The following is a 23,213-nucleotide window of genomic DNA, read 5'->3' as shown; positions in this document are numbered from 1 at the left end:
TACCGAAGACCGCCCGATACAGACCGGGCTGCTTCCGTCGTGACACGCTGGAACGGAACACACGGATCTGTGCGCACCGCACCATTCGTTCAGGCCAGACTGGCCCAGAACGCTCCCACTCTACACCGGCGAACTTGGCCCGCCAGGTCGGCGTGGGATGGGCCCGGCGTCAGCGACGCAGGCCCAGCCGATCGATCAGCGAGCGGTAGCGCTCGACGTCGATCTGCGAGATGTACTTGATCAGCCGGCGCCGCCGCCCGACCAGCAGCAGCAAACCGCGCCGCGAGTGGTGGTCGTGCTTGTGCAGCTTGAGGTGCTCAGTGAGGTCCGCGATCCGCTTGGTCAGCAGCGCGATCTGCGCCTCCGGCGATCCGGTGTCGGTGTCATGCAGGCCGTACTGGCCCAGAATTTCTTTTTTCTGCTCGGCAGTCAGCGCCACGAAATAACTCCATCAATAGGTCCGCGAATGTTGAATGTCAGGCACGGCCGCCGCGAACCGCAGCACGCGCCGATGTCGTCCGGCAGTTTAGCAGCCGATACGGGCCCGCCCCGAATCGTGGGACGCGCGGTCAGTCGGCGACGAAATCGAGTGCCTCGTCGAATGCGTCGAGTGCGTCTTTGAACGCGTCCCTGAGCACGTCGTTGAGCGCGTCGACGTTCATCTGCGGCTGGATTCCCGACGTTCCCGCCACGCCCGGTGACGATGCCAATATGCCGCCGAATCCGGGCAGGGCCGCGGGAGTCGGCGCAACCGGTGGCAGCACCCCAGGAGCGACGATCGCGGGACCGAAGAGGCCGGTGGGCCCCGCCGAGCCGCCCGGGTAGACGGTGATGATGTTGCCGGGGCCGACGATAAAGAAGCCGCCCTGTGTGATGGGGACGGTGTTGCCCGCATTGACGGTGAGGTAGCCGTTGACGATGAGGGTGCCGCCGTTGTCGACGAGGAGGGTGGCAGTCGCACCGTTTCCGGTGCCGCTCAAGCCGACGGTCACGGTGCCGTCCGGGCTGATGGTGAAGATGCCGCCGTTGCTCACGGTCAGGGTGCCGCCGTCGGCGAGGGTGAAGGTGCCGCCGCCGTCGACGGTGACGGTGCCGGCGTCCGCGAAGATGCTGCCGTGGGCGACGGTCAGGGTGCCACCGGGGTTGATGGTGATGGTGCCCTGGTCCAAGACGGTGACGACACCGCTGGGGTCGACGGTCAGCGTGCCACCGTCGGCGACTATGCCGCCGGGCGTGATGGTCAGGCCGCCGCCGTCGACGGTGAGGGTGCCCCCGGGGTCGATGGTCAGGGTGCCGCTGTCGATCAGAACTCCGTTGGGGTCGACGCTCAGGAGCCCGCCGCCATCGACGGTGAGGGAGCCGCCAGGACTGACGGTCACGCTGCCGCCGCTGTCGACGTCGAGGGTGGCGCCGGAGTCGACGGTGAGGACGCCGTAGTCGCTGAGGGTGCCGCCGGGTTGGATGGTGAGGCTGCCGCCGTCGGTGAGGCTGCCGGCATTGGTGAGGGTGCCGTAATCATCGAGCGTGGCGCCGGGTTGGACGGTGAGGCTGCCGTCGGCGGTGACATTAAAGGTGCCGCTGTTGGTCAGGGTGCCGGAGTCGGTGAGAGTGCCGTAATCGTTGAGCGTGCCGCCGGTGTTGATGGTCAGGTTGCCGTTGTTGGTGAGAACACCGCCGTCGTTGAGGATGCCGCCGCTGTTGACCGTCAGAGTGCCGTAGTCATTGAGCGTGGCGCCGGGTTGGACGGTGACCGTGCCGCTGTTGGTCAGGATGCCGCTGTCGTTGACAGTGCCGCCGGTGTCGATCCAGAGCTCGCCGCCGGTGTCGACCGTGAGCGCGCCACCGTCATTGACGGTGAGGGTGCCGCTCTCGTCGTAGAAGCCGCCGGTGTCGATGGTGAGGCTGCCGCCGTTGGTGACGTTGACTGCCCCGCTGTTGTACAGGGTGCCGCCGTCCGTCAGCGTTCCGCCGTCGTTGAGGACGGCTCCGGTGGCGATGTGGAATGTGCCGCCATGGTCGACGCCCAGCGCGCCCTCATTGGTAAGGGTGCCGTAGTCCCAGAGGGTCCCACCGGATTGCACGGTGAAGCTGCCGCCGTTATCGACGGTGAGGGCGCCGGACTGGTCGACAGCGAGGATGCCCGCGTCGTTGAGGACGCCACCGGATTGAACCGTCACGGTGCCGGCGTCGGCGAGGGTGCCACCGTCGCCGACGCTGATGAAGCCACCGGAATCGACGGTGAGAGTGCCGCCGCTGTCGACGCTGAGCGTGCCGCCGTCGGTGACGCTGAGGCCGCCCGCGTCGGTGAGCGTGCCACCGCTGGAAACGGTCAGGCTACCGCCGTCGTCGAGTGTGCCGGTGCTGTAGACGATCATGGATCCGGCCTCGTTGAGAGTACCGCCGGGGTGGATGTTGAGTACACCGCCGTTGCCCAGGCCGACGTTGTCGTTGAGGGTGCCGAAGTCGTCGAGTATGCCGCCGTTGTCGATGAACAGGTGGCCGCCGTTCGTGAGGGCGCCGCCGTTGTTGATGGTGAGACTGCCCGCGTCGTCGAGAGTTCCACCGACGTTGACGTTGACGGTGCCGGCGTCGGTGAGGGTGCCACCGTTGTAAACGGTGAGGTTTCCGCCGGTATCGACGGTGACGGTGCCGGCATGGTCGACGGTGAGGGTGCCGAGGTCGTTGAGCCCGCCGCCGTTGGTGATGTTGAGGGTGCCAGTGTCGTTGACGGTGAGGGTGCCGTAGTCGTTGAGGGTGCCGGCGTCGTTGAGAACCGCGCCACTGTTGATGTTGAGGCTGCCGCCGTCGTTCAGGATGCCGCCGGCCTGGATGTCGACGGTGCCGTAGTCATCAAAGACGCCGCCGTTGATGTTCAACGTGCCGGCGTCGTTGAGTTGGCCACCGGTTTGGACGATGAGACTGCCACCGTCGTCGACGGTGACGGTGCCGCCACTGTGGACGAAGACGCCACCGCTGTTGGTGAGGGTTGCGGCGTCGTGAACGCTCAGGGAGCCGCCGTCCTCGACGTCGACGACGCCGGGGCCGTCGACATTGAAGGTGCCGCCGTCGTCGAGGATGCCGCCGTTGTAGACGGTCAGGAATCCGTCCTCGTTGAGGGTGGCGCCGGGATGGACGGTGAGGGTGCCGTAATCGTCGAGGGTGCTCTCAAAGTTGACCGTGAGCGTGCCGTAGTCGTCGAGGACGCCACCAGACTGGACGGTCAGGGCACCGGCGTCGTTGAGGGTCCCGGCGTCGGTGACCGTAAGAGTGCCGCCGCTGTTCACGGTGAGGGCGCCGCCGTTGTCGATGGTCACGCTGCCGTCGCCGACGGTCAGGGTGCCCCCGGAGTCGACCGTGAGGGCACCGCCGTCGGTGAGGCTGCCGCCGTTGCTGACCGTGAGGGAGCCGTTGTCGGTGAGGGTGCCGCCGGCGTTGACGGTAAGGCTGCCGGAGTTGGTGACGCTGAGGGTGCCGTTGTTGGTGACAGTGCCACCGTCGGAGACGGTGAGGGAGCCGCCGTCGGTGAAGGTGCTCCCGCTGTCGATCGTCAGGGTGCCTTGGTCGGTGACGGTGACGGTGCCGGCGTCGGAGGTGAGCGTGCCGCTGTTGGTGAGAGTGCCGCCGTCGTCGAGAGTGCCTCCGGGGTTGACGGTCAGGGCACCGTTGTTGGTGAGGGTGCCACCCGAGTCGACGCTGATGTTGCCGTAGTCGGCGACGATCCCGTTGTTGGTGAACGTGCCGTAGTCGGCGACGACGCCGTTGTTGGTGAGAGTGCCGCCGTTGGTGAAATTGCCGTAGTCGAATAGGGTGCCGCCGTTATTGAGAGCGCCGCCGTCGTCGACGGTGAGGGTGGAGAAATTGGTGAGGGTGCCGTTGTTGGTGAGCGTGCCGCCGCCGTCGACGGTAAGAGTGCTGGCGTCAATGAGGCTGCCGCCGTCGTCGACCGTCAGGGTGCCGCCATTGGTGACGGTGAGGGTGCCGGCGTCGGTGAGGGTGCCGCCGTTGCTGACGGTGAGGGTGCCGCCATCGGTGAGGGTGCCGCCGCTGTTGATGGTGAGCGAGCCACCGTCGGTGAGGGTGCCGCCGCCGTCGACGGTAACTGTGCCGCTGTCGATGGTGAGGGCGCCGGTGTTGGTGAAGGTGCCGCCGCTGTTGACGGTGAGGGTGCCATCGTTGGTGAGGGTGGCGCTGTCGTTGACGGTGAGGTAGCCGGCATTGTTGACGGACAGGGTGCCATCGTTGGTCAAAGTGCCGCCGCTATTGACGGTGAGGGTGCCGTAGTCGTCGAGAATGCCGCCGCCGTGGACGGTGAGCGTCCCCTCGTTGGTAACGGTGCCGGCATTGGTGAGGATGCCGTAATCGTCGAAAGTGCCGCCGGTGTCGACGGTCAGGGTCCCGTCACTGTTGACGGTCAGGGTGCCGCTGTTGGTGAGGGTGCCGGAATCGGTGAGGGCGCCGTAATCGTCGAAAGTGCCGCCGGTGTCGACGGTCAGGGTCCCGTCACTGTTGACGATCAAGGTGCCGCCGTCGTTGAGCGTGCCGCCGGCGTTGACAGTCAGGGTGCCGTAATCGTTGAGCGTGCCGCCGTTGGTGACGGTCAGGGTGCCGCTGTTGGTAAGGATGCCGCCGTCGTTGAGAGTGGCACCGGTTTCGATGTAGACCTCGCCGCCGGTGTTGACCGTGAGGGCGCCACCGTCATTGACGGTGAGGGTGCCGCCATCGTCGAGGAAGCCGCCGGCGTCGACGGTGAGAGTGCCGCCGTCAGTGACGTTGATAGTCCCGCCGTTGGACAGGGTGCCGCTGTCGGTGAGCGTGCCGCCGTCGTTAAGGACAGCGTCGGACAAGACGTAGACGGTGCCGCCGTGGTCGACCGTGAGGGTGCCGCTGTTGGTAAGCGTGCCGTAGTCGTAGAGGCTGCCGCCGGATTGCACGGTGAGGGTGCCGCCGTCATTGACCGTGAAGGCGCCCTCGTTGTTGAGGATGCCGGCCTCGTTCAGGGTGCCGCTGTTGGTGAGGGTGGCATCGGGGTAGACGGTCATGTTGCCGGTACTGCCGTTGGTGAAGGTTCCGCTATTGGTGATGCTGGCGTCGGAGTAGACGTTCAGCCCCCCGTTGTTGGCGAATTGGCCACTGTTGATGAAGGTGCCGGAATCGAGGAGGGTGCCGTTGCTGGTGAAGCTGCCGTCGTTGGTGAAGGTGCCGCCTTGCGTGATCTCGATGAAGCCGCCGGCGTCGGTGGTGACCGTACCGCTCGCGTCGACGTTGAAGGTGCCGCCATCGACGAGAGTGCCGCCGTTGCTGATGGTCAGGCTGCCGCTGTCGGTGAGGGTGCCGTTGTTGATGAGGGCGGCCCCATCACTGACCGTGAGGGCGCCGTCGTCGGTGAGGATTCCGCCGTTGCTGATGCTCAGGGTGCCGCTGTCGGTGAGCGTTCCGCCGGAGCTGACGGTCAGGGTTCCGCCGTCGGTGACGGTGCCGCCGCTATCGACGGTCAGGGCGCCCCAGTCGGTGAGGGTGGCGCCGTTATAGACGGCGAGGATGCCTTCGTTGTTAATGGTCATGGTGCTGCCGGGACCGACGTAGATGCTGCCGTAGTCGTTGAGGGCGCCGCCGTCGGTGACGGTGAGAGTGCCGGGGTTGACGCCCAAGATGTCGCCGTCGTTGAGGACGCCGCCGGAGCTGACCGTGAGGTTGCCGGCGTCGGCGAGGGCGCCGTTGTTGGTAAGGACACCGCCGTTTTCGATGGTGAGGCTGCCGCCGTTATCGATGGTGAGAGGGATGCCGCTCTGGACGGTCAGCGTCCCGGCGTCGTTGAGAGTGCCGCCGCTCTGGACGGTCAGGCTGCCGGCGTCGTTAAGGGTGCCCCCGGATTGAACGGTCAGAGCGCCGGCGTCATTCAGCGTGCCGCCGCTCGAGACGTTGAGGATGCCGTGGTTATTGACGACGAGGGTGCCGGCGTCGTTGAGAGTGCCGCCGGATTGGACGGTCACCGTACCGATATCGGTCAGCGTGCCACCGGTTTGGACGTTCAGGGTGCCGGCGTCGTTGAGGGCGCCCCCGGTAAAGATGTTCAGACTGCCGGAGTCGTTCAGGACGGCACCGCTCTGGACGGTAACGATGCCCTGGTTATTGATGATGAGGGTGCCGGCGTCGTTCAGGGTGCCGCCGGATTGGACGGTCAGAGTGGCGACATCGTTGAGCGTGCCACCGGTTTCGACGGTCAGAGTGGCGTGGTTGTTAACCGTGAGGACGCCGGCGTTGGTGAGGGTGCCGCCGTTGTTGACGGTGACAGTGCCGGCGTCATTGAGGGTGCCGCCGGATTGGACAGTCAAGGCTCCGGCGTCGTTGAGGGCGCCCCCGGTCTGGACGGTCACGGTGCCGTGATTGCTGACGATAAAGGTGCCGGCCTCGTTGAGAGTGCCTCCAGTTTGGACGGTCACGGTTCCGGCGTCGTTCAGCGCGCCGCCGCTGTTGACGGTCAAGGTGCCGCCGTCGGTAACGGTGACGGCGCCGGAGTCGTTGATAGCGCCCCCCGTTTGGACGGTCAGGGTGCCGCCGTCGGTAACGGTGACGGTGCCGTTCGATGTGACGCCCAAGGTGCCGCTGTTGGTGAGGGTGCCGCCGTCGCTGACGGTGAGCGCGCCGGCGTCGTTGATCGTCCCGCCCGATTGCACGTTGAGCGCGCCAGCGTCGTTGATCGTCCCGCCTGGATTGATGCTCAGGGTCCCGGCGTCGTTGAGCGTGCCACCGGTTTGCACGTTGAGGGCGCCGGTGTCGGTGAGTGCGCCGCCAGTCTGGATGGTCAGGGTGCCGCCGTCGTTAACCGTGACCGTGCCGGCGTCGGAGAAAGTCCCGCCGGTCTGCACGTTCAGGGTGCCGGCATCGGTGAGGGAGGCACCGTGACTGAGCGTGAACGTCCCGGCGTCGTTGAGGGTGCCGCCGGCTTCGATATTGAGCGCGCCACCGTTGGGAACGGTGAGGGTGCCGGGGTTGGTGAATGTGCCGCCGTTCAGCGGGCTGGTCCCCTGGTAGACGTTGAGAGTGCCGCCGGATTGGACGTTCAGGGTACCGGTATCGGTGAGGACGCCGCCGGCCGGATTGGCGGCGGTGCCATTGAAGACGTTGATGGTGCCCGCGTCGTTAAGGGTGCCGCTGGCTGGGACATTGAGGGTGCCGTAGTCATTGAGGACGCCGCCGTTGACGTTCAGCGTGCCGGCGTCGGTGAGGGTGGCGTTGTTGCTGATGGTGAGGGTGCCGCCGTTGACGTTGAGGGCACCGCCGGTGTTGACGGTGAGGTGGCTGGTGGCACTGATGTTGATAGTGCCGGCGTCGTTGAGGGTGCCGTCGGGACCGACCGTGACGGCGCTCGCGACGTTGACGTTGATAGTGCCGTTGTTGCTAAGGGCGCCGGCGTTTGCGAGGGTGCCATTGTTGGTGAGCGTGATGGAGCCGCCGTCGTTGACGGTCAGTGCGCCGTCGTTGGTGAAGGTGCTACCACTGCTGACGGTGAGGGTCCCGCCGTTGGTGAAGGTGCCGCCGTTGGTGGCGGTGGCGCCATTAGTGACGGTGAGGGTTCCGCTGTTGGTCAGGGCGCCGTCGGGGCTGACGGTGAGGGTGCTGCCTCCGTCGGCAGTGAGGATGCCCCCATTGGAAAGAGTGCCGTCGGCGCTGACCGTGAGGCTGCCGCCATTGAGGTTGAGAGTGCCGCCGTTGGTGAGGGTGCCGCCATTGGTAAGTGTGCCTGGACCAGTGACGGTGAGGGTGCCGCCATTGGTAAGTGTGCCGCCAGTAGGGATGGTGAGGGTGCCGGCGTTGGTGAGGACGCCGCCGGTGTTGACGGTGAGGGTGCCGGCGTTCGTGAGGGTGCCGGCGTTGGCAAGCGTGCCGCCAGTGTTGACGGTGAGGGTACCGGTGTTGGTCAGGATGCCGCCGGTTTCGACGGTGAGGGTGCCGCCGGTATCGACAGTGAGGGTGCCGCCGTTGGAAAGGGTCCCGCCGAAGCCGACCGTGACGGAGGTGTAGGTCCCGCCGGGGCCGACGGTGACGGTTTGGCCCGGAGCGATGGTCACGGTCTGGCCGGAGCCGATGGTGAGGTTGCCCCCGGCGTCGACGGTTCCGCCGTTGGCAGCCGGCTGCGCCAGCTGAGTCAAGTTTTGGGTTTCGGCCTTCGCCGTGTTGGCCGCACTTTGAGCGACCGCTCGGGACTGGGCGTCCTGGCCGGCTTCGTTGGTGGTCTGCGGCGGTTCGTCATAGGCGCTCAAAGTGCCTGCGGCAGAGGCGTCAACGGCATAGCCGTACATGGCGGTGGCATCTTGGGTCCACATCTCCATGTACTCGGCCTCGGTGGCCGCGATCGCCGAGGTGTTCTGTCCGAAGAAATTCGTGGCGACCAACGCCGCCAACTGCACGCGGTTGGCCGCGATGAGGGGCGGGGGCACCGTCATGGCGAATGCTGCCTCGTAGGCGGCCGCGGCGGCATACGCCTGGGCGGAAGTTTGGGCGGCCTGGGCGGCGCTGGCCTCTAACCACGCCACATAGGGTTCGGCCGCCGCGGACATCGACGAAGACGCCGGGCCGACCCACGTCACGGCGGTCAGTCCCGAAACTTGCGTGGAGTAGCCGGCGGCGGCGGCTTCCAATTGCGCGGCCACCGCCTCCCAGTTCGCCGCCGCCTCCAGCATCGGCCCCGACCCGGGACCGGTGTACATGAGCTCGGAATTGACCTCAGGCGGCAGCAACCCAAAATCCACGACAGCTCCCCTTTAATGACGTGTTGAGCGGCAGCACGACAAGCCCGTGCAGCGAAACTAACACGGATGCAAAGTGATCACTTACTAAACAGCTCAGGCAACTTAAAAAGTCACAGTGACCACTTGATTAGGTATCTCATGGGTCCGGACAGATGCCGAGGACGCCCGCCAGACACAGGGGGTCAGTCGGAGAGCAGCGAACGCGTGCGATCGGTGTCGACACCGATCGCGTCCACCAGTTCTTTCACCGAGTCGAACTTCTGCTGTCCGCGGATGCGGGCGACGAAGTCCAGGGCGACATGCTGTCCGTACAGGTCGGCCGTCGTATCGAGGACGAAGGCTTCGACGGTGCGGGTCCGTCCGGAGAACGTCGGGTTGGTGCCGACGGAGACGGCGGCCTGGTAGCGCTCCCCCGGGACAACGGTCCCGGTAGCCGGTCCGTGTCCGAGCACGGTGAACCACGCGGCGTACACACCGTCGGCCGGGATGGCCGAGTACATCGGCGGTGCCACATTGGCGGTGGGGTAACCCAATTCGACGCCGCGCCCGTGCCCGCGGACTACGACGCCTTCCACGCGGTGCGGGCGGCCCAGCGCCTCCGTGGCCGCCACCATGTCACCGGCATCCACACAGGAGCGGATGTAGGTCGACGAGAACGTCACCGTCTCGTTGCTGAGGTGCTCGGACAGCAGCGACATCGACTCGACGGCGAATCCAAACCGCTCACCGGCCTTGCGCAGGGTGCCGACGTTGCCCAGCGCCTTCTTGCCGAAGGTGAAGTTCTCCCCCACCACCACCTCGACGACGTGCAGGTTCTCCACCAGCAGCTCGTGGACGTAGCGCTCCGGTGTGAGCTTCATGAAATCGGTGGTGAACGGCATCACCAGGAAGACGTCGACACCCAGCTCCTCGACGAGCTCGGCGCGCCGCGTCAGGGTGGTCAGCTGCGCCGGGTGACTGCCCGGATAGACCACTTCCATCGGGTGCGGATCGAACGTCATCAGCACGGCCGGCACGTTGCGTGCCCGCCCTGCTTTCACCGCGTGCGCAATCAATTCGGCATGACCGCGGTGTACGCCGTCGAACACGCCGATCGTGAGCACGCATCTGCCCCAGTCAGTGGGGATCTCGTCTTGGCCGCGCCACCGCTGCACGACCGCAAGCCTACGGTGCACACTGACCCGACGCGCCGTAGGATCCCGATTCCGCTGTACCGGCGTGGGCGTTTCGCGATAACCACACCGACTATGCCGGTCAGCACGTCACACCAGACGTAGAGTGCCTAAACTTTCCGCTTGTGAGGGCTGACGACGAGGCTGGCGGTCTCACCGCGGTCGGCCAGGACTATCTCAAGGTCATCTGGAATGCCCAAGAGTGGTCGGTGGAAAAGGTCAGCACCAAAATGCTGGCCGACCGGATCGGGGTGTCGGCCAGCACTGCCTCGGAGTCGATCCGCAAACTCGCCGAGCAGGGGCTGGTCGACCATGCGAAGTACGGCGCGGTGACCCTGACCGAAGCGGGCCGGCGGGCGGCCTTAGGGGTGGTTCGCCGGCACCGGCTGCTGGAGACCTTCCTGGTCAACGAACTCGGCTACGGCTGGGACGAGGTGCACGACGAGGCCGAAGTGCTCGAGCACGCGGTGTCGGATCGGCTGGTGGCCCGCATCGACGCCAAACTGGGGTTCCCGCAGCGTGACCCGCACGGTGACCCGATCCCGGCCTCCGACGGACAGGTGCCCACCCCGCCGGCGCGCCAGCTGTGGGCGTGTAGCGAGGGTGAAATCGCGACGGTGGCCCGCATATCCGACAAGGACCCCGAGATGCTGCGGTATTTCGCCAGCGTCGGGATCAACCTCGACTCGCGGTTGCGGGTCGCAACCCGCCGCGAGTTCGCCGGCATGATCTCGGTCGCGATCGAGGCGGCAGACGGTGTCGAGAACACCGTCGACCTGGGCAGTCCGGCCGCCCGGGCGATCTGGGTCGTCGCCTAGCTCAGCAGGCCCTTGGCGATGTGGGTGACCTGGACCTCGTTGCTGCCGGCGTAGATCATCAGCGACTTCGCATCGCGCGCCAGCTGCTCGACCCGGTATTCGGCCATATAGCCGTTGCCGCCGAACAACTGCACGGCCTCCATCGCCACCTCGGTGGCCGTCTCGGACGAGTACAGCTTGACGGCCGACGCTTCGGCCAGCGTCAGCGGTTTACCGGCCTGCTGGCGCTCGATGGTCATGAACACCATGTTCTGCACGTTCATCCGGGCGATTTCCATTTTCGCCAGCTTGAGCTGGATCAGCTGGAACTGACCGATGTTCTTGCCCCACAGCGTGCGGTTCTTCGCGTAATCCACGCAGAGCCGGTGGCATTCGTCGATGATGCCCAGCGCCATCATCGCGATTCCGATCCGCTCAGCGGCGAAATTGTCGCGAGCGCTGTCGCGGCCGTCTCCGCCGGCGGGCTGTTCGCTTTCGCCGAGCAGCCGGTCCGGGCTCAGCCGCACGTTGTCGAAGAACAATTCGCCGGTCGGCGACGACATCATGCCCATCTTCTTGAACGGCTTGCCCTGCGTCAGGCCTTCCATCCCCGAGTCGAGTACGAAAACCAGCACCGGGCGGTTCCGCTTATCCGATGAATCGCCCTCGTCGAGCTTCGCGTAGACGACCAGAACGTCGGCGTAAGGCCCGTTGGTGATGAATGTCTTCTGCCCGTTGAGAATGTAGGCTCCGTCTCCGTCGCCGGAGCGACGGACAGTGGTCTTCATGCCGCCGAACGCATCCGACCCGGAGTCCGGCTCGGTAATCGCCCACGCCGCAATCTTTTCCAGCGTCATCAGCTCGGGCAGCCAGCGTTCTTTCTGCGCCAGCGTGCCGCGGCTCATGATGGTCGCCGCGCCCAGGCCGAGGCTGACCGACGCGGTACTCAGCAACCCGATGCTGACCCGGGCGATCTCGGACACCAGCACCGCGACCATCGACTGCTGACCACCTAGGCCGCCGGAATCGTCTGCGCTGTCCGGCTTTTCACCCTTGGGTTCGCCATTCTGCTTGGCGCGCTCACGGTCCAGCATCTTCTTGACGGACTCGGCGGCCATGGCATCGAGGCCGAACTGGCTGAAAAACCTGCGGGCGATCGGATAGGGCGACAGCGCACCGGTTTCCAGTTCGTCCAGATGCGGGCGGATCTCCTTGTCCACGAACTGCCGAACGGCATCCCGCATCATCACATCGGTGTCAGACCACTCGATCATGGTGTCCCCCCGGCCGCGCGCCGCTCAGCGCTCGGCCCGTTGGTACGCGGTGACCACAGCCGCTCCACCCAGCCCGATGTTGTGCTGCAGTGCGGCGGTGACGTTGTCGACCTGACGCTTGTCGGCCTGGCCCCGCAGCTGCCAGTTCAGTTCGGCGCACTGCGCCAACCCGGTCGCACCCAGCGGGTGCCCCTTCGAGATCAGCCCGCCGGACGGGTTGACCACCCAGCGTCCGCCGTAGGTGGTGTCGCCGTTGTCGATCAGCTTGGGCGCCTCGCCCGCCGCGCACAGGCCGAGGGCTTCGTAGAGCAGCAGCTCGTTGGCCGAGAAGCAGTCGTGCAGCTCGATCACCTGAAAGTCTTCCGGACCCAGACCGGACTGGTCGTAAACCCGTTGGGCTGCTTGCACATTCATGTCGTGTCCGATGAGGCCCTTGGCGGTGCCGTCGAAGGTGGACTTGAAGTCGGTCGTCATCGCCTGGCCGACGATCTCCACCGCCTGACCTGCCAGCCCGTGGCGGTCGACGAACCCCTCCGAGGCCAGGATCGCCGCGCCCGAGCCGTCCGACGTCGGCGAGCACTGCAGCTTGGTCAGCGGGTCGTAGATCATCTTCGCGCCCAGGATGTCGTCGAGGGTGTACTCCTCCTGGAACTGCGCGAACGGGTTGTTCACCGAATGCTTGTGGTTCTTGTAGCCGATCTTGGCGAAGTGCTCGGCGGTCGAGCCGTACTGCTGCATGTGCTCGCGCCCCGCCGCTCCGAACATCCAGGGCGCCACCGGGAAGGCGAACTCGCTGATCTCGGCCATCGCCTTGACGTGCTTGTCCATCGGGTTGGTGCGGTCTTCGTAGGTTGCCGCAAGCGATCCGGGCTTCATCTTCTCGAACCCCAGCGCGATCGCGCAGTCGGCCAACCCGCCACGGATCGCCTGCGCCGCCATGAACAAGGCGGTGGAGCCGGTCGAACAGTTGTTGTTGACATTGACGATCGGAATGCCGGTCAGGCCGAGTTCGTAGAGCGCGCGCTGCCCCGCTGTCGACTCGCCGTAGACATAGCCGACGTAGCCCTGCTCGATTTCGCTGTAGTCGATGCCGGCGTCGGCCAGCGCGTTGGTTCCCGATTCTCGCGCCATGTCCGGGTAGTCCCAGCCCTCGCGACGGCCCGGTTTCTCGAATTTCGTCATGCCGACGCCGACGACATAAACCTTGTTGGACATAGCGCGCCCCTTCCGGACCCGAGGGTTGTTGACACCCGTCTAGTCGGCAGCTTAACCGTGCGCAGCTACCGGCTGGAACCCCGCCCGCGGCTCGGTCATCCCCTGCTCATCCGCCGCGGGTTTGCGTACGCTCGGAATGAAGACCGACGACGAAAGACTCACGACTATGAAGGCAACGGTTACCCCCGAAGCCGCCAGCGCCATCGCCGAGATCGCGCAGCGCCATGGGCTCTCTCAAGAAGCGGTGCTGTCCATGCTGGTCGCGCTGCGTGCCGGCGGCGGCTCCATGGCCCAGTTCTCGATTCCCGAGCTCGGCGGCAGCGGGCAATGGATGCGGGGCGGGATGACGATGGTCGGCAACATGTTCGACAATGCGCTCAAGGCCCGCGTCGATGCGCTGTGCAACGAGCTGGCTCAGCTGCTTTCCACCACCGCGGTGTTTCCACCCTCGACCGCGCCCACTGAGGCGGGGTTGTTCGGTTCGAACAACTGGTGGCCCGCCGACCTCGGCGTGCCCAGCTCGGCGGGCGGGCAGAACGACGTGCGCTACGCGTTTTTTCCCGGCACCCGGCGACTGGCGATCCAGATCGGCGGTGTGACAAGAATTTTCGATACCGGTGAGCACCACATCGGCGGCGTGCAGCAGCAGCAGGGCGGCGGTTACGGCTCGGTGATCTTCACCAGCCAGTTGGGCACCTTCGGCGTCTCGACGCTGCGTGACCTCGGCGCCCAGCCGGCCCCCGAAGCCGCGGCACCACCACCCGTCCCTGCGACGCCACGTGCCCCGCAGCACCAGTCGCAGTACCAATCGACCCCGCCACCGCGGTCCGCACCCGAGACGACGCCGGCCACTCCCGAGACGTCGCCGGCCACACCCGGCGCCGGCGCCTCCGGGGATGCCGCGGCCATCGTGGCGGCCATCGAATCGCTCGCCGGGTTGCATCAGCGGGGCATCCTCTCCGACGAGGAGTTCGCGACGAAAAAGGCGGAGCTGCTCAGCCGGCTCTGACGCGGACTGACTAGAGCGTCGCGGGACTAGATCCGATTGCCCCACTCTCCCCCGCAAGCGGGAGGTGCCCCCACCTCAGGACGTCCAGTCCTGCATCGTCGCGGGGCGCAACACCACCACCGACTTAGTCCGCGAACCCTCGTCGTGCAGCAGCGCGATCACCCGGCCGTCCTCGGTGCCGGCGGCATAGACACCGTCGATACCGGCCGGCGACAACGACCGGCCATGGCTGGTCGCCTCGACCTCCGCCGCGGTCAGCACGCGACGCGGAAACATCAGCAGGCACGCCTCGTCCAGCGTCCAGTTCAGCCGCGGCTGTTCGGCCAGCTCGTCGAGTGAACGCGCCTGGTCCAACTCGAAGCGACCGACGCGGGTGCGCCGCAACGACGTCAGATGCCCGCCCACCCCGAGCGCGGATCCGAGATCGCGGGCCAGTGCGCGAATGTAGGTTCCCGCCGAGCAGTCGACGTCGACGTCGAGGTCGATGACAGCGCCGGAGCGCCGGGTCGCCGCCACCTCGAAGCGGTCGATGCGTACCGGACGGGCCTTGAGCTCGACGGCTTCGCCGTCGCGGACCAATTGATAGGCGCGTCGGCCACCGACCTTGATCGCGCTGACCGACGACGGCACCTGGTCGATATCGCCGCGCAGCCCGGCAACCGCGGCCGCGATCGCGTCATCCGTCAGATGTTCGGCCGAGATGCTTTGCAGCAGTACGCCTTCGGCGTCCTCGGTGGAGGTGGTCTGCCCCAGCCGGATGGTAGCGGCATACGACTTCGAGGATGCCGTCAACAGGCCCAGGATCTTGGTGGCGCGGTCGATCCCGATCACCAGGACGCCGGTGGCCATCGGATCCAGCGTGCCGGCGTGGCCGACCTTGCGGGTGGAAAAGATCCGGCGGCAACGCCCCACCACATCGTGACTGGTCATTCCGGCCGGCTTGTCGACGACGACCAATCCCGGCCGGCCGGGGCCGCGGGTCATAGGACGATCGCGGTCAGCACGAGTCCGCGGTCGACCGCCCAGCGGCCCCGCAGCGTGGTCAGCGGCGGACCCGACAGCGCCTCCGGATCGATCAGGATCCGCGACACGAACCCGCCGCCCGCCGGGCCGTCGGCCTCGAAGGTGATGTGGGCGTCTTCGAAACCCAGCCATCTCTTGGTCAGCGGGAACCACGCCTTGTACGTTGCCTCCTTGGCGCAGAACAAGATTCGGTCCCAATGCAGACCGTCGGGCATTGCCTGCGGGATTTCGGTGCGTTCCTGCGGCAGGCTGATCGCATCCAGGACGCCGTCCGGCAACACGTCGTGCGGTTCGGCATCGATCCCCACCGAGCGCACCGCGGCACTGCGCCCCACCACCGCACCGCGATACCCGGCGCAGTGGGTCAGGCTGCCGACCACGCCGTCGGGCCAGCAGGGTTCTCCCTTGTCGCCCTTGAGGATCGGCACCGGTGGCAGTCCCAGCTCACCCAGCGCGACCCGGGCGCAGTACCGGACGGTGATGAACTCGTTGCGCCGCTTGGCGACCGACTTGGCGATCAGCGGCTCTTCCTCCGGCAACGGGGCCAGGCCGGGCGGATCGGAGTACACCTCCGAATACGCCATCGACTGCGCCATCTCCAAGGTCGCCGGCAACACCGACGACACCAGCATGTCTGCGGTCATCCCGACTGCCGCTGCCGCAATCGTTCCCGGAACTGCGCGGCCTGCGCCTTCATTTCGGGAGTGATCACGAAGTGGCCGCCGAAGTCGTTGAGGTACCCGGGCGGGTACTTCGGGTCCGGCAACACCTGACGCAGCCAGCTGGGCGGCTTGCGGCGCCGCCACTCGCGCGGGTAACCCACCGAGACTTCCTCGAAGCGCACGTCGTCGTACCAGGTGGTCCGCGGAATGTGCAGATGGCCGTAGACCGAGCAGATGGCGTTGTAACGGGTGTGCCAGTCGGCGGTCTTGGTGGTCCCGCACCAGAGCGAGAACTCCGGGTAGAACAACGCGTCGCAGGGTTCGCGCACCAGCGGGAAGTGATTCACCAGGACGGTCGGCGTCATCCAGTCGAGTTGTTCGAGGCGGGCGCGGGTGATGTCCACGCGCTCGCGGCACCAGGCGTCGCGGGTCGGGTACGGCTCCGAGGAGAGCAGGAATTCGTCGGTCGCCACCACGTTGCGCTGGCGCGCGATTTCCAGGCCCTCGGCTTTGCTCCGCGCGCCTTCCGGCAAGAAGCTGTAGTCGTACAGCAAGAACATCGGCACGATCGTGGCGGGCCCGCCGCGCTCGGTCCACACCGGAAACGGATGCTCAGGCGTGACCACGCCCATCTCGTCGCACATGTTGACCAGGTAGTCGTAGCGCGCCTTGCCGAACACCTGATTCGGATCGCGATTGGTGGTCCACAGCTCGTGGTTGCCCGGCACCCAGATCACCTTGGCGAACCGGCGCCGTAACAGGTCAAGGGCCCAACGGATCTCGTCGGTGCGCTCGGCCACGTCGCCGGCGACGATCAGCCAGTCATCCGGCGACGACGGATGCAGCGATTCGGTGACCGGCTTATTGCCCATGTGACCCGTATGCAGGTCGGAGACCGCCCACAGGGTCGGTTGGCCTGTCGGCTGTCTCCCGTTAGTCGAATCCTGCATCACCACGAGTACCCAGCGTAACGACCCGGCGCCATGACCACGGTTCCGCTGCGGGTTTCGGCCTCGCATTAGGCGTAGCTGCCACCCGGCTAGAACAAGTTCAGGTTTGGCTGTGACCTCGCGCACGTGACTTGTACACTCCCCGCAATAGGGAGCGCTGAGGGTAGGGGGTGTCATGTTCACCAAGGTGCGCCTGATCGGGGCGCTCGGTGCGGTGATGACAGCGGTCGTCGCGGGCACGGCGGGCTGGCAAGGTGCCCCGCCCGCATCGACCGGAAGCGGCAAGACTGTCGACCTGCGGTCGACCGCGCAGCCGATGGAAACCACGATGAAGAGTCCGATCGTCGCCACCACCGACCCGCGGCCCTTCGACGCCTGCGAAGATATCCCGTTCGACGCCCTGCAGCGGCTCGGCTTGGCATTCACACCTCCCGAACACGAGGACGGACTGCGCTGCCACCTCGACGCGGGCAACTACCAGGTGGCCGTCGAACCCATCATCTGGCGCACCTACGAGCAGTCCCTGCCCCCCGACGCCCTCGAGACCACGATCCAGGGACACCGCGCCGCGACGTACTGGGTGCTGAAGCCGACCTACCACAACAGTTACTGGTTCTTCTCCTGCATGGTGGCTTTCAAAACCAGCTACGGCGTGCTCCAGCAGGCGCTGTACTACTCGACGGTCTACTCCAACCCCGAGGTCGACTGCCCGTCCACCAACCTGCAGCGGGCCAACGACCTCACGCCGTACTACAAGTTCTAGCCCGCGGGCGCGGCTGAGGCCGATGGGCGGTGGCCGATACGATTTCGCGTCGCAGCAAAGTACCGTGGTCGCTCGGCCCTAACCTGGTGGTCGTGAGCCTGACATCGATTCGACCCGCGGAGCCCGCGCTGCACACCCTGACCCAGGCGGGGGTCAACGCGTTGGGCCGGTTGTTGAGGCTGCGGCCGGCCAGCACCGGCTACACCGTGAACCGGGTTGAAGTACCGATGCGCGACGGCGTGCGGCTGGTGGCCGATCACTACGCACCGACCACGTCCGGCCCCCTCGGTACCGTGCTGCTGCGCGGGCCCTACGGGCGCGGATTTCCGTTCTCGCTGTTGTTCGCCCGGCCGTATGCGGCGCGCGGCTACCACGTCGTGCTGCAGAGCGTGCGCGGGACGTTCGGGTCGGCCGGGGTTTTCGAGCCGATGGTCAACGAAGCCACCGACGGCGCCGACACCGCCGCCTGGCTGGTCGAGCAGCCCTGGTTCACCGGCCGGTTCGCCACCATCGGACCGTCGTACCTGGGATTCACCCAGTGGGCGCTGTTTCAGGAGCCGCCTCCGCAGCTGGCCGCGGCCGTCATCACCGCGGGCCCCCACGATTTCGCGGCCTCCGTGTGGGGCACCGGGTCATTTGCGGTCAGCGACTTCTTGGGCTGGAGCAATCTCGTTGCCCACCAGGAGGACCCCGTGCGCCTCAAGGCCGGCATCCGCCAGTTGCGGGCGCCGCGCCGAGTCGCGAGAGCGGTCGCGGAGGCGCCCCTCGGTGCGGCGGCCCGGCGGATGCTCGGCACCGGAGCACCGTGGTTCGAATCGTGGATGGAAAACCCCGACCCGGAGCATCCGTTCTGGGAGCCGTTGCGGTTCGGCGCGGCGCTGGATCGCGTGGACGTGCCGGTGCTGCTGCTCGGCGGCTGGCAGGACACCTTCCTGCGGCAAACGCTGCAGCAGTACGGCCACCTGCGCGGCCGCGGCGTCGACGTCGCGATGACGATCGGCCCGTGGACGCACACCGAGCTGCTCACCAAGGGACTGGCCACCAGTGCGCGCGAAACCCTGGACTGGCTGGACACCCATCTGGCAGGCACCACGTCCCTGAGCCGCCCCAGCAGAGTTCGCGTCTGCGTGACCGGCCAGGGCTGGCGCAACCTGCCCGACTGGCCACCCGTCACGTCGCAGCGCGCGCTGTACCTGCGGCCCGGGCGCTATCTGGACAACACGTCGCCCACGGACCTGACGGCGCTGCCGCCGGCGACCTTCCGCTACGACCCGGCCTACCCGACACCGACCATCGGTGGCGCGCTGCTGTCGCCGATCGGCGGTTATCGCGACGACAGTCGTCTCGCACTGCGCGACGACGTGCTGACCTTCAACAGCGCGACCCTGCTGGACGATCTGGGCGTGTACGGTAGCCCGGTCGTCGAGCTGGCGCACAGCTCGGACAACCCGCACGTCGACCTGTTCGTCCGGGTCAGCGAGGTCGACGCCAGGGGCCGCTCGCGAAACATCAGCGACGGTTACCGGCGGCTGCGCGCGCCGGCGAAGACCGTCAGCATCGAACTCGACCCGATCGCGCACCGCTTCCGCGCCGGCTCCCGCATCCGGCTGCTCATCACCGGCAGCTGGTCGCCCCGCTACGCGCGCAACCTAGGCACCGACGAGCCGATACTGACGGCCCGGCAATCGAGGCCAGCCGCCCACGCCATTGCCTACGGGCGATCCCGGCTGCTGCTTCCGGTCGGCCCGCGCGACCTGTCAGCCAACGGCGTCGCGGACCCGGGCGGCGACCTCGACTAGCACCGCATCGTCGTGGATCGGTGCCCCGAAAGCCGGCCGCGCGGGCAGCTGCACCCAACTGGTGCATCCCCCGTACTCGGGGGTGCGGGTCAGGCGTATCGGCTCGACCAGCGGAATCACGGACACCACCAGCGCGGCGAGCTTGTGCTTGGGCCGGAAGTCGAGCCGGTCGGCGCGCACCGACTCGGCCGTCCAGATATGCAGATCCTCGATGTCTCCCAGCCGCTCTGGGCGGTTAACCGCGAGTGCGGCAACAACTTTCGCTGCCGCCCGAATCACCAGCCGATCCTCGGTGCTGTCGTCCGCGGCAGCGGCCAGCAGATCGCGATGCTCGGGCCGAACCCGCGCTTCGTGGCTGTGCGCAACCGTCGGAAACAGCAAGAACTCCGGGGCCGCCACTTCGAACCGCTTCTCCCCGATGCCGCCCTTGCGCAACAGCACGTACTGCCGACCGTCCAGCAGTGCATGCACGGCCGCGCTCCACTCCTTGAGCGCGGGTGTGGTTGCGGTGAGCGTCATTTCGTCGCGGCGAGGCGCGCCACTACCTCGGGCCGGCGCAACGGCGGGACGGTCTTGGGCGGCTGGCGGCGCGCCGGCAGGGACTGCAGCAAGCGCGTCGTCGTTTCCGTGACCTCGGCGACCGCGGCCTCGAACGCCTCGGCGTTAGAGGCCGACGGGTGCGTGATGCCGCTGACTTTGCGCACGTACTGGCGCGCGGCCGCGGCGATTTCCTCCGCCGTGGCCGCAGGCTGCAAACCGCGCAGTTCGGTGATGTTCCGGCACATCCCTCAACGATAGGCGGAGTTTGCCGCCCACAACGCGTCACGGTGCAACCCGAGCGTCCAGCAACATATGAGTTTCATATGTGTGGGCGACGCGGCCATGGAACGCCCATTGAATACTGTATACAGTCATCATCCATCAGCGACGCTCGGCACCACCTACCGGTTGAGGCGAGGAAGCAATGGATTTTGGGGCGCTGCCACCCGAAGTGAACTCCGGCCGAATGTATTCGGGCCCCGGGCCCGCGACCCTGCTGGCCGCCGCCGCGGAATGGGAGGAGTTGGCCGCGGAGATGAACGAGGCTGCCAGCAGGTGCGTGTCGGTGGTCACCGAATTGATCGGTGGTTCCTGGACGGGCCCATCGTCGATGGCGATGACAGCAGCAGTTCTGCCTTACGCCGGATGGGTCAGGACCACGGCGGCACGATGCGAGGACGCGGCCGCCAAGGCCACCGCCGCAGCGAACGCCTACGAAACGGCATATGCGATGACGGTGCCACCGGCGCTGATCGTCGCCAACCGCGCTCGGCTTGCGGCATTGGTCGCCAGCAACCTCGTCGGACAGAACACGCCCGCCATCATGGTTGCTGAGGCCGAGTACAGCGGAATGTGGGCCCAGGACGCTGCGGCGATGTACAGCTATGCGGCCAATTCGGCTGGTACCTCAGGGCTTTCAACCTTTGCCTCACCGCCGCTCCCGGCCGATCCGAGCGTGTCCACGACCCAGCACGGTAGCGCGGCGGGGCTGTCGACCAAGATGTTGAACTCGGCCGCGACCACACTGCGAGGACTCGCCAGCCCCGGAAATGGCGTCGCGACGGCGGCCGGCACCGGGGCGCCGCTGGCGGCATCGGGGATTTCCTCCTCTCTCACCATGCTCTCGCACCTGGCCAAATCCTCCAAAAGCGTCACGACGAGCACGACCGTGGGAATGAAGACCGCCTCGCAGCTCGCCGCCACCGCGATGACCGGCCTGGTTGACGTCGGCACCGGCAGTGCACCCGAAATCGGCACCAGCGCATTGGGGTTCGGCTCGGACGGCTTCGGTTTAAGCACCGACATCAGCGGGTTCGCCCTCGACCTGGCCGGCTCCGGCCTCGAATTAATAGGCGGTGATTCGCTTTTGGGCGCCGAAGAGGCCGTCCCCACCGAATTCGGCGCCCTCGGGTCGCTGGATGGATTGAACCCGCTCGTCGACCCGTGGTCGGCAGGATTGGGCGGCGACCCCTCGGCCGGTCTCGGTCAAGCCTCCCAACTGGGAACCTTGTCGGTACCGCCCGGCTGGGCCAACGCGTTGTCGGGCAACGAGGGCGACCCGGGCACCCATGTTGCTTCGCCGGCGGGCCACCACGGATCGGCCACTGGGGCAGCACATCGCCACACCGCCAAACTACCCATGGGTGGCATGGTGGGCCGTCAATCCGGCGGCGCTGCACACCGAGTGGGTGTGCACACCTCCCTCATTCCGCGTTCACCGATAGGAGGCTAGGTCTATTCGTGAAAGTGATGGCCTGCTTCACTTTTCGTCATAGCGGCAAGCCCCGAAGAGCTACGGCAATAGGTACATTAGGGAGACATCAATCATACGTGACCTGCCCGCGTGACGGGAGGAGAACCGTTGATCCGACCATCATTTGGTGACGCGCTGCGCGAACTGCTGTTCTGCACACACCGCAGTGTCGAAGATGTCACGAACGCATTCTTCGACCGGGGTTACGTGCACCGCGATAACGGAAAGACATACACCCGAGACGAGTTCGCCGGCCTGGCCACGATCGCACGCTCAGACGTCGCACACGGGAGCGTGTCCACACTCGAAGAATTCCGCTTCTGGAATCGCTACGCCGCACGACTTGTCCTCGAGGTCACCAAGACTGACGGTTCGGATGAGCACACCGAGCTATACGCCATCGGTCAGTACTCGATCGATGGCCGGTTTCTGCGGATCAATCAAGCGCGTCTGAGCGTGCCCAGCGCCGAATCCGTGGTAGGTGCCAACTTCGGAGCACTACCCGTTGCCTGACTAACCCTTGACCAGCTCGCTGACGTGAGCTGCGACGGAATCTGCCAGTCCCTGAAGATCGTAACCGCCCTCCAATATCGCCACCAGCCTTCCGTCACAAAGTCTTTCGGCTGAGTCCATCAACTCGCGGGTGACCCAGCCAAAGTCATCCGCGGTCATCGTCAGCGAACCGAGCGGGTCACGCTCGTGCGCGTCGAAGCCCGCAGACACCAGAATCAACTCCGGAGCGAACTTGTCGAGCGCGGGCAGTATTCGTTGCTGAAAGGCCTCGCGCAATTCGGCGCCGCCGTCACCGGGCTTCAGCGGTGAGTTGAAAATATTGCCCACCCCGCTTTCTCCTGGCGCCCCGGTTCCGGGGAAGAGCGGCATCTGATGGGTGGAGGCGTACAACACATCGGAATCCGAGTAGAAGATCTGCTGCGTGCCGTTGCCGTGGTGGACGTCGAAGTCGACGATCGCAACCCGTGTCACTCCATGCTTGTGCTGCGCATGCCGCGCTCCGATGCTGACGTTGTTGAACAAGCAAAAGCCCATAGCCCGTTCGGTTTCGGCATGATGGCCCGGTGGCCGGCATGCCACGAACGCGTTCTGGACCTGCCCCGTCAGAACTTTGTCGATCGCCTGCAGCGTGCCGCCCACCCCGCGCAAGACCACCTCCCACGTTGATGGCTCCATCATGGTGTCGCCGCCATCGAGGTACACGTAGCCGTCCGCCGGACGCGCGGCTTCGAGCCCGTCGACGTAACGGTTCGAATGCACGTAGCGCGTTGTCGCGAGGTCGGCCAACTCGGCTCGCTCGCGCACCAGCGCGTCGAACTGCGGCTGGCCGAGCACCGCCTCCACTGCCCGGTAACGATCCGGCCGCTCCGGATGCCCACCGCTGGTCTTGTGCTCAGCGAAACTGGGATGGTGTAGCAGCAGAGTGGCCATCGCGTCGGACCTCGATTCGGGGCGTGGACTGCAGAACAAAGAGGCAAGTTCTTACCCGAATAC

Annotated in this window: 17 protein-coding genes; 6 read left to right on the top strand and 11 right to left on the bottom strand. The window is 66.4% G+C overall.

Annotated elements, in window-relative coordinates; translation table 11 throughout:
* Positions 1-169 precede the first annotated feature (169 nt).
* From rpsO to OK015_RS11290, 3 genes are all read right to left on the bottom strand, one after another.
* The gene (gene rpsO / locus OK015_RS11300) at positions 170-439 is read right to left on the bottom strand and encodes a 30S ribosomal protein S15 (RefSeq protein WP_268131476.1); all 270 of its coding nucleotides are present in this window, start codon (positions 437-439) and stop codon (positions 170-172) included.
* Positions 440-569: 130 nt separating this feature from the next.
* Positions 570-8,750 carry a PPE domain-containing protein gene (locus OK015_RS11295; RefSeq protein WP_268131474.1) on the bottom strand — a complete coding sequence of 2,727 codons (8,181 nt, stop codon included), beginning with the start codon at positions 8,748-8,750 and terminating at the stop codon, positions 570-572.
* Between the two features lie 182 nt (positions 8,751-8,932).
* Positions 8,933-9,904 carry a bifunctional riboflavin kinase/FAD synthetase gene (locus OK015_RS11290; RefSeq protein WP_268131472.1) on the bottom strand — a complete coding sequence of 324 codons (972 nt, stop codon included), beginning with the start codon at positions 9,902-9,904 and terminating at the stop codon, positions 8,933-8,935.
* Positions 9,905-10,047: 143 nt separating this feature from the next.
* On the opposite strand from OK015_RS11290, the gene mntR reads away from it, so the two are divergent.
* Positions 10,048-10,740, top strand: coding sequence for a manganese-binding transcriptional regulator MntR (mntR, locus tag OK015_RS11285; RefSeq protein WP_268131470.1), 693 nt, complete (start codon positions 10,048-10,050; stop codon positions 10,738-10,740).
* Here mntR and OK015_RS11280 read toward each other — a convergent pair.
* Both OK015_RS11280 and OK015_RS11275 read right to left on the bottom strand, forming a co-directional pair.
* Positions 10,737-11,993 carry an acyl-CoA dehydrogenase family protein gene (locus tag OK015_RS11280; protein ID WP_268131468.1) on the bottom strand — a complete coding sequence of 419 codons (1,257 nt, stop codon included), beginning with the start codon at positions 11,991-11,993 and terminating at the stop codon, positions 10,737-10,739. The two genes, mntR and OK015_RS11280, sit on opposite strands and share 4 nt — an antisense overlap.
* Positions 11,994-12,017: 24 nt before the next feature.
* A complete protein-coding gene (locus OK015_RS11275; RefSeq protein WP_268131467.1) occupies positions 12,018-13,208 on the bottom strand; it encodes a lipid-transfer protein in 1,191 nt (396 codons plus the stop codon).
* Positions 13,209-13,374: 166 nt separating this feature from the next.
* On the opposite strand from OK015_RS11275, the gene OK015_RS11270 reads away from it, so the two are divergent.
* On the top strand, positions 13,375-14,217 hold the full coding sequence (locus tag OK015_RS11270; protein WP_268131466.1) for an SHOCT domain-containing protein: 843 nt from the start codon (positions 13,375-13,377) through the stop codon (positions 14,215-14,217).
* Positions 14,218-14,292: 75 nt separating this feature from the next.
* On the opposite strand, the gene truB is transcribed toward OK015_RS11270, so the two are convergent.
* From truB to OK015_RS11255, 3 genes are read right to left on the bottom strand one after another with little or no spacing between them, the layout of a single operon-like run.
* A complete protein-coding gene (gene truB, locus OK015_RS11265) occupies positions 14,293-15,201 on the bottom strand; it encodes a tRNA pseudouridine(55) synthase TruB (RefSeq protein ID WP_268131464.1) in 909 nt (302 codons plus the stop codon).
* The gene (gene pptT, locus OK015_RS11260; protein ID WP_268131462.1) at positions 15,198-15,884 is read right to left on the bottom strand and encodes a 4'-phosphopantetheinyl transferase PptT; all 687 of its coding nucleotides are present in this window, start codon (positions 15,882-15,884) and stop codon (positions 15,198-15,200) included. The genes truB and pptT overlap by 4 nt, the downstream gene beginning before the upstream one ends.
* A complete protein-coding gene (locus OK015_RS11255; protein WP_268132626.1) occupies positions 15,881-16,852 on the bottom strand; it encodes a metallophosphoesterase family protein in 972 nt (323 codons plus the stop codon). Before OK015_RS11255 ends, pptT begins: the two co-directional genes overlap by 4 nt.
* Positions 16,853-17,027: 175 nt before the next feature.
* Between OK015_RS11255 and OK015_RS11250 the strand changes: the two genes are divergently transcribed.
* On the top strand, positions 17,028-17,615 hold the full coding sequence (locus OK015_RS11250) for a DUF3558 domain-containing protein (protein WP_268131460.1): 588 nt from the start codon (positions 17,028-17,030) through the stop codon (positions 17,613-17,615).
* 92 nt (positions 17,616-17,707) lie between these two features.
* The gene (locus tag OK015_RS11245) at positions 17,708-19,414 is read left to right on the top strand and encodes a CocE/NonD family hydrolase (protein ID WP_268131458.1); all 1,707 of its coding nucleotides are present in this window, start codon (positions 17,708-17,710) and stop codon (positions 19,412-19,414) included.
* On the opposite strand, the gene OK015_RS11240 is transcribed toward OK015_RS11245, so the two are convergent.
* Both OK015_RS11240 and OK015_RS11235 read right to left on the bottom strand, forming a co-directional pair.
* Complete coding sequence (locus OK015_RS11240) at positions 19,373-19,933, bottom strand: DUF1802 family protein (protein WP_268131456.1); 561 nt, start codon at positions 19,931-19,933, stop codon at positions 19,373-19,375. The two genes, OK015_RS11245 and OK015_RS11240, sit on opposite strands and share 42 nt — an antisense overlap.
* Entirely contained in the window at positions 19,930-20,199 is a 270-nt protein-coding gene (locus OK015_RS11235; RefSeq protein WP_268131455.1) for a DUF2277 family protein, read from the bottom strand. The genes OK015_RS11240 and OK015_RS11235 overlap by 4 nt, the downstream gene beginning before the upstream one ends.
* Positions 20,200-20,378: 179 nt before the next feature.
* Between OK015_RS11235 and OK015_RS11230 the strand changes: the two genes are divergently transcribed.
* Together OK015_RS11230 and OK015_RS11225 are read left to right on the top strand one after the other, a co-directional pair.
* Entirely contained in the window at positions 20,379-21,686 is a 1,308-nt protein-coding gene (locus tag OK015_RS11230; RefSeq protein WP_268131453.1) for a PPE family protein, read from the top strand.
* A 129-nt stretch (positions 21,687-21,815) separates the two neighbouring features.
* On the top strand, positions 21,816-22,220 hold the full coding sequence (locus OK015_RS11225) for a hypothetical protein (protein ID WP_268131452.1): 405 nt from the start codon (positions 21,816-21,818) through the stop codon (positions 22,218-22,220).
* Here OK015_RS11225 and OK015_RS11220 read toward each other — a convergent pair whose 3' ends face one another.
* Positions 22,221-23,150 (bottom strand): histone deacetylase family protein, encoded by a 930-nt coding sequence (locus tag OK015_RS11220; protein ID WP_268131450.1) that lies wholly within the window; start codon positions 23,148-23,150, stop codon positions 22,221-22,223.
* Between the last annotated feature and the right edge of the window lie 63 nt (positions 23,151-23,213).

This window comes from Mycobacterium sp. Aquia_216 (assembly GCF_026723865.1).
GTDB lineage: Bacteria > Actinomycetota > Actinomycetes > Mycobacteriales > Mycobacteriaceae > Mycobacterium.
The sequence above is the reverse complement of the archived record's forward strand: the minus strand, read 5'-3'. Positions and strand labels throughout refer to the sequence as shown.